The sequence below is a fragment of the Rhodococcus sp. P4_B6 genome, from assembly GCF_056402215.1.
Genome location: NZ_JBFUHV010000285.1, coordinates 1 through 7,189 on the forward strand (window position 1 = coordinate 1; position 7,189 = coordinate 7,189).

General features: G+C 69.2%; 7 protein-coding genes and 1 pseudogene. 4 read left to right on the forward strand and 4 right to left on the reverse strand.

The genetic code is table 11. The features are described from left to right. A partial coding sequence (locus tag AC1DWT_RS48465) for a 1-deoxy-D-xylulose-5-phosphate synthase N-terminal domain-containing protein (RefSeq protein ID WP_477925994.1) occupies positions 1-290 on the reverse strand: 290 nt, incomplete at its 3' end. A 251-nt stretch (positions 291-541) separates the two neighbouring features. On the opposite strand from AC1DWT_RS48465, the gene glsA reads away from it, so the two are divergent. From glsA to AC1DWT_RS48485, 4 genes are all read left to right on the forward strand, one after another. Beyond that, positions 542-2,362 carry a glutaminase A gene (gene glsA, locus AC1DWT_RS48470; RefSeq protein WP_206015384.1) on the forward strand — a complete coding sequence of 607 codons (1,821 nt, stop codon included), beginning with the start codon at positions 542-544 and terminating at the stop codon, positions 2,360-2,362. Positions 2,363-2,454: 92 nt separating this feature from the next. Continuing rightward, positions 2,455-3,414 carry an ATP-binding cassette domain-containing protein gene (locus tag AC1DWT_RS48475; protein ID WP_072942321.1) on the forward strand — a complete coding sequence of 320 codons (960 nt, stop codon included), beginning with the start codon at positions 2,455-2,457 and terminating at the stop codon, positions 3,412-3,414. Next, positions 3,411-4,250, forward strand: coding sequence for an ABC transporter permease (locus AC1DWT_RS48480; protein ID WP_072942323.1), 840 nt, complete (start codon positions 3,411-3,413; stop codon positions 4,248-4,250). Before AC1DWT_RS48475 ends, AC1DWT_RS48480 begins: the two co-directional genes overlap by 4 nt. Continuing rightward, positions 4,247-4,909 (forward strand): SIMPL domain-containing protein, encoded by a 663-nt coding sequence (locus AC1DWT_RS48485; protein ID WP_206015383.1) that lies wholly within the window; start codon positions 4,247-4,249, stop codon positions 4,907-4,909. The genes AC1DWT_RS48480 and AC1DWT_RS48485 overlap by 4 nt, the downstream gene beginning before the upstream one ends. Here AC1DWT_RS48485 and AC1DWT_RS48490 read toward each other — a convergent pair. From AC1DWT_RS48490 to AC1DWT_RS48500, 3 genes and pseudogenes are all read right to left on the reverse strand, one after another. After that, positions 4,906-5,364: a MarR family winged helix-turn-helix transcriptional regulator gene (locus tag AC1DWT_RS48490; protein WP_072942327.1), complete on the reverse strand. Its 459-nt coding sequence runs from the start codon at positions 5,362-5,364 to the stop codon at positions 4,906-4,908. The two genes, AC1DWT_RS48485 and AC1DWT_RS48490, sit on opposite strands and share 4 nt — an antisense overlap. Positions 5,365-5,437: 73 nt before the next feature. Continuing rightward, positions 5,438-6,706: a class I SAM-dependent RNA methyltransferase gene (locus tag AC1DWT_RS48495; RefSeq protein WP_072942329.1), complete on the reverse strand. Its 1,269-nt coding sequence runs from the start codon at positions 6,704-6,706 to the stop codon at positions 5,438-5,440. Positions 6,707-6,719: 13 nt separating this feature from the next. Next, positions 6,720-7,189: pseudogene (locus AC1DWT_RS48500) on the reverse strand (DNA-binding protein); the annotation flags it as partial.

The following is a 7,189-nucleotide window of genomic DNA, read 5'->3' on the forward strand; positions in this document are numbered from 1 at the left end:
AGGCCGCCCTGCTTGCGGAGCGAGTCGAAATCGTCCTTGCGGCCGGTGAGGATCTTGTGGACGTACGCCTGGTGGCCCGTGTCGAAGATGATCGGGTCGGCCGGCGACTCGAAGATGCGGTGCAGCGCGAGGGTCAGCTCCACGACGCCCAGGTTGGGGCCGAGGTGCCCGCCGGTCGCCGCGACCTTCTGCACGAGGAACTCACGAATCTCCGCGGCGAGCTGCTTCATCTCCGCCGGATTCAGCTGACGAAGATCGTCAGGCGTCTGGATACGGGCAAGAACACCCAACGAGATCGCTCCCTCCGTGATGCACGCTGCCTTGCGTGCCTCTGCCACGTGGCTTCGTGTCACGTCACAGTGGAACCAGTCTACGGAGCCGCGGAAGGGCGGAACACACGGTACCGGTCGCGGCGGCGGCGTGGTGCGGCTTCGTCCTCGGGCATTCCGGCCACAGCCGTGACCGGCTTCACACAATTGTGTCGCCGGGCGGACCCGGCGGAACAGCCGATTTCGTCGTGAGCAGCCTCTAGGGTCTTCTCATGAGCACCGTCGTGGACGCGCTGATCGGAAAAGTCTTCACCGAGACCCGGGAGAACCGCGGCGGACAGCTCGCCGACTACATTCCCGAGCTCGCCGCGGTCGCCCCCGACTCGTTCGGCATCTGCGTCGCGACCGTGGACGGCTATGTGTACGAGGTCGGCGACACCCGTCTGCCGTTCACGATCCAGTCCATCTCGAAACCGTTCACGTACGCCCTGGCGCTCGCCGATCGCGGGTCCGCCGCCGTCGCCGAGAAGATCGACGTCGAACCGTCCGGGGAACCGTTCAACGAGATCAGCCTCGACCCACGGACGGAACGGCCCCGCAATCCCATGATCAATGCCGGGGCGATCACTGCGACGTCGCTGGTGGCCGGACCGGACCTGGACACGCGATTCGAGCGGATCCGGTCCACGTACTCCCGGTACGCAGGGCGGGACCTGACGTTCAACCGGGCGGTCTACGAGTCCGAGTCGCGGAGCGGGCACCGCAACCGGGCGATCGGCCACATGCTGCGCTCGTTCGACATCATCACCGGCGACCCCGACGAGGCGGTCGATCTCTACTTCCGTCAGTGCTCCCTCGACGTGACGTGCCGCGACCTGAGCCTGATGGCGGCGACGATGGCGAACAACGGCGTCAATCCCGTCACCGAGGAGACCGTCCTCGAGCCGGCCCTGGTCGAGCGGGTCCTGAGTGTGATGTCGACGTGCGGCATGTACGACGCCGCGGGCAAATGGGTCTACGAGGTCGGGCTGCCCGCCAAGAGCGGCGTCGGAGGCGGCGTGCTCGCCGTCCTGCCCGGGCAGATCGGGATCGCGATCTACTCGCCGCGCCTCGACTCCCACGGCAACAGCGTCCGCGGAGTCGAGTCGTGCCGCGCCCTGTCGAACGAGTTGGAACTGCACTTCCTGCACGTCACCCGCGCCGCCCGTTCCGCGGTCCGCGCCCGGTACTCCGTGTCGGACGCCCCGTCCCGGATGCGGCGGTCCCCCGCCGAGCGCGCCGCCCTCGACGACGTCGGCAAGCGCAGCCGGATCTACGAACTGCACGGGGATCTGCTGTTCGCCGGCGCGGAGAGCGCCGTCCGCGAGATCGGCGGCGTCGAGGAGAACCTCGAAGCGGTGGTGATCGACGTCCGGCGCGTCGACGACGTCAGCGGGGTCGCACGCCGGATGTTCGAGACCCTGCGGGCCGACCTCGGACAGAGCGGGTGCGCGCTGGCGTTCGTCGACCCGGCCGGTCTGCTCGGCAACACCCGCTCCGACCTGTCGGGACGGGCGGGCCGGGTGTTCGCCGACCTGGATGCCGCCGTGCAGTGGTGTGAGGACATCCTCCTCGACCGGCACTGCAGCACGGCACGTCAGCCGTCGTCCGTCACGATCGCCGAGCACCCCATGCTGTCCACCCTCAGCGCGAAGCAACTCGAACGGTTCACCCGCGATCTGGTCACCCAGTCGTATGCGCGCGGCGACCTCGTCATCCACCGGGGCGACCGGGCCGCCGGGCTGTTCCTCATCCTGTCCGGCAGCGTCAGTTCCACGGTCACCGACCAGTCGGGTGCGGTGCACCGGATCATGACGTTGTCGGCCGGCATGAGCTTCGGGGAGATGACGATGATGATCGACTCCCGTTTCCTCAACGACGTCCGCGCCGACACCGAGGTGACGGTTGCGGTGCTGACCACCGAGCGTTACACCGAAATGGCTTCGGAGGAACCGAAACTGAAGCTGGCGCTGCTCGAACGTCTCGCGTCGGGCGCGTACGAGCAACTCGACGTGATGCTGCGGGCGCTGCTGCGCCAGGGCGGCGGACTCTGACCGGCTCACGGGAAAACCCGTTGCCCGAACCGGAAAAATCGGACAGGCTTGGGGCTCGGAACCGACGACGCTCGAATCGAAAGCAGGGTGCAATGCTCACAGCGACCAAGCTGGCCATCGAGACGACGGGACTCGTCAAGACATTCGGATCCACCCACGCGGTCGACGGCCTGGATCTGGCCGTTCCCCTCGGGGGCGTCTACGGCGTCCTCGGACCGAACGGCGCGGGCAAGACCACCGCGATCCGCATGCTGGCCACGCTGCTGCCCCTCGACGGTGGAACCGCCACCGTGCTGGGACACGACGTCGCGACCGAGCCGGACGCCGTGCGCAGCAAGGTCTCCCTCACCGGGCAGTTCGCCTCGCTCGACGAGGATCTGACGGGCAGCGAGAATCTGCTGCTGCTCGGCCGGCTGTACGGGTACTCCCGCGCGGCGGCCCGCACCCGGTCCGAGCAGTTGCTGTCCGCGTTCGGTCTGGAGGAGGCGGGCAACCGGCAGGTGAAGAACTACTCCGGCGGCATGCGCCGGCGGCTCGACATCGCGGCGAGCATCATCGTCACCCCGGAGATGATCTTCCTCGACGAACCCACCACCGGTCTCGACCCACGCAGCCGCAATCAGGTGTGGGAGATCGTCCGCGCACTGGTGGCCGGCGGAACGACGGTGCTGTTGACCACGCAGTACCTCGACGAGGCCGACCAACTCGCCGACCGGGTGGCCGTCATCGACCACGGCAAGGTGATCGCCGAGGGCACCACCGGCGAACTCAAGGCCTCCGTCGGATCGGGTGCGCTGCACGTGCGGGTCACCGACATCGCCACCCGTCCCGCGGCGGCGGCGCTGCTGCGGGACGTGCTCGAGGTGCCGGTCACCGAGGAAGCCGATCCCGCCGCACTCACCGCCCGCATCGACGACCCGGCCCGGGTCTCGCGGGCGCTGCCCGCACTCGACGACGCCGGAATCGCAGTCAGCACATTCGCATTGGGGCAGCCGAGCCTCGACGAAGTCTTTCTCTCCCTCACCGGCCGACCCACCGAGGAGCACGCATGACCTCCACCACCGACCGGACCGCCGACACCGCAGCGGCTGTCGCCGACGTCCTGAAGATGCCCGGCCCGAGGCCCGCGCGACCCACCGCATTGTCGACGTCGCTGTCGTTCGGCTGGCGGGCCCTGCTCAAGATCAAGCACGTTCCCGAGCAACTGTTCGACGTGACGATGTTCCCGATCATGTTCACGTTGATGTTCACGTATCTGTTCGGGGGTGCGCTGGCCGGATCGACCAGCGCCTACGTGCAGTTCCTGCTGCCGGGCATCCTCGTGCAGACGGTCGTCATGATCACCATGTACACCGGCCTGACGCTCAACAAGGACATCGAGAAGGGCGTCTTCGACCGGTTCCGGTCGCTCCCGATCTGGCGTCCGTCGCCTCTCGTGGGCGCGCTGCTCGGCGACGTCGTCCGCTACACGATCGCCTCGATCATCGTCCTGATCCTCGGGCTCGTCCTGGGATTCCGCCCGGATGGCGGGCTCGTCGGTGTGGTGGCGTCGATCGGACTGCTGCTGTTGTTCTCCTTCAGCCTGTCGTGGATCTGGACGATGTTCGCGATGCTCATGCGCACCGAGCAGGCGGTCATGGGGGTGTCGATGTTCATCCTGTTCCCACTGACGTTCGCCAGCAACATCTTCGTCGACCCCGCGACCATGCCGGGCTGGCTCCAGGCGTTCGTCGGCGTCAACCCGATCAGCAAGCTGGTGACGTCCATTCGCGGGCTCATGGCCGGAACGGTGGAGATGGCGGATCTCGCCGTGGTGTTCGGGTGGTGCGCCGGATTCGTCGTGATCTTCGGACCGCTGACGATGCGCCTGTACAACCGTAAGTCGTGACGGCGCCTGTGTCCGGTCCCGCCGAGCATGCGGTGACGGTGCGCGGATCCGGAATCGTCTCCGCGGTTCCGGATCTCGTCCGCGCCTCCGTCACCGTGACGGCGACGCGTCCCGCGGTGGCCGATGCGTTCGAGGCCGTCGCCCGCTCCACCACTGCCGTCACCGACACCCTGCGCGGGTACGGCGTCTCGGGCCCCGACCTCGCGACCACCGGGCTGTCCGTGCACTCCGAGACCACGTGGGCCGAGGGCCGGGGCAACGAGGTGACGGGCTACACCGCGGCGACGACACTGCAGATCACCGTCCGTGCGGCCGGCGCATCCGCACCGTCACCGGCGCAGGTGGTGGCCGCCTGCGTCGGCGCGGGTGGCGACGACATCCGCCTCGGCGGACTCGAATTCGACTTCTCCGATCCGGCCGCGCTGACGGCGACCGCCCGGGAACGGGCGTGGGCCGATGCCCTCGGCAAGGCGGAGCAGTACGCCTCGCTGTCGGGGAGCGCACTGGGCGAGGTGCTCGACATCGCGGAGGTCGACATCGGTGAGGTATCCCCGCGACCGGTCGCGAAGGCGTTCGCGGCGGCCGATTCCGCGATCGCCGTCGAACGCGGTGAGAAGCCGACGCGGGTGGACGTGCGCGTGCGGTGGCGGCTGGTCTAGGCCCGGGGGCCGCGCTGCTGCACCGAGGCGGCGAACGTGTCGGTGAGCTGGGTCAGCGACGTCACTGCCGCCAGTGCCTGTTCCTGTGACCAGTCTTCGAGCATGCCGCGCAACCGTTCGGCCCGGCGCGCGGTGGTCTCGGCCAGAATGTCCATCCCGCTCGGCGACACCCGGATCCGGGAGGCCCGCTTGTCGTCGGGATCGGCGGCGCGGGATACGTATCCCGCGTCGACCAGTTCGGAAATCTGCCTGCTCAGCGAGGACTGACTCACGCACAGGTCGGCGGCCAGTTCGTTCTGGCGGCACTCCCCGCGCGCGGCGAGCACGAAGAGCACGCTCGTCAGTGCGGGCGCGATCGGGGTCTCGCCGCTCGCGGAGACGACCGCCCGCAACGACCGCCCGAGCGCGAACACCGCATCGACGAGCGCCTGCGCAGTATCTGCCTGTACCGACATCCTGTCCCCGTCCCGAACACCCACTACCTGCGGGCTCGACTATACGTATTGTTGCGTTCGGTAACGAACTTCGTCAGCGCGTGAGCAGCGCGATGCACTCCACGTGGTGGGTCAGCGGGAACGCGTCGAACGCGCGCAACTCGTCGACATGATATCCCTGCCCGAGGTACAGACCGATGTCGCGGGCGAACGACGCCGGGTCGCACCCCACGTGCACCACCCGCTCGGCGCCGGCGGCGGCGACCGTCTCGATCACCGCACGCCCGGCACCCGCACGCGGCGGATCGAGTACCACGACCCGGGGTGGGGAGGCCAACCCGGCGATCGCGCGCTCGACCCGGTCGGCGTGGAAGCGCACCTGCGGGAGGTCGGAGAGCGCCGCCTTCCCGTCCGCCACGGCCTGGCGCGCGGACTCCACGGAATCCACGTGTCCCGACGACCCGGCGCTCCCGGCGAGGGCGGCGGCGAACACCCCGACTCCCCCGTACAGGTCCCATGCCGTCTCACCCGCGGACAGCCCGGCCCATTCGGAGACCACCGCGGAATACGCTTCGGCGGCCCCGCGATGCGCCTGCCAGAACCCGGTGGCGGCCAGTTCCCATGAGCGGTCGCGCACCCGCTCCACCGGGCGGCCCGATCCCACGACCACCCGCTCCGCGCGCGGCGCACCGCCGGCGGCCCGCCGTGCCATGGCACCACGCCGCCCGGGACTCGTGCGGCCGGTCCGCGACACCTTCGGCGGCGCGATCTCGACCACGTGCCGCTCCCCCGCGCCGTCGAGAACGATCTGCACCTCGCTGCCGGGCTTCCAATCGTGTTCGCCCACACCGTCGTAGGCGGCGGCCTCGATCTGCGGGCACGCGAGGTCCGTGACGATCCCGGAACTGCGGTGCCGGTGGTAGCCGGGACGGCCGTCCGGGTCGACGGCCAGCCGCACCCGGGTGCGCCAGCCGGTGCCGTCCCCCGTGCCGGGCAGTTCCTCGACGTCCACGTCACGCTGCACCCGCGCGAGCCGCACCAGCTGCTCCGACACGACCTGCGACTTCATGTCCCGCTGCAGGTGCAGGCTCGCGTGCGAGAAGTCGCAGCAGCCCGCGCCGCCCGGACCGGACACCGGGCACACCGGGGCGACCCGCTCCGGGGACGCGTCGAGGATCTCGATCGCGTCGGCCCGGCAGTACGACCCGCCGCGGTCCTCGGTGACCCGGGCGACGACGCGCTCGCCCGGCAGCCCGTGCCGGACGAAGACCACCCGGCCCTCGTGGCGGGCGACGACGAAACCGCCGTGCCCGGGATTTCCCAGCCGCAGCTCGAGGTGGCGGTCCGACCAGTTCTCACTCAACGCTTCTCGTCCGTCACTTGTCGTCGGGTTCGTAGCCGCGGCGCGAGGCCCCGGCCGTGTATTCGATGTTCAGTGTCTTCGCCTTCTCGGACGAGTTCAGTTGCCACGGCACGCTGGTGACCATCACACCCGGCTGGAACAGCAGCCGGCTCTTGAGCCGCAGTGCACTCTGGTTATGCAGGATCTGCTCCCACCAGTGCCCCACCACGTACTCGGGAATGAACACGGTGACGACGTCCCGCGGCGAGTCCTTCCGGACGCGGCGCACGTAGTCGAGCACGGGTTTGGTGATCTCGCGGTACGGCGACTCGATCACCTTGAGCGGCACCGAGATGTCACTCTTCTCCCACCGCCGCACGAGCGCCCGGGTGTCGGGTTCGTCGACATTGACGGTGATCGCCTCGAGCGTGTCCGGCCGTGTCGCCCGGGCGTAGGCCAGCGCGCGCATCGTCGGCATGTGCAGCTTGGAGACGAGCACGATGG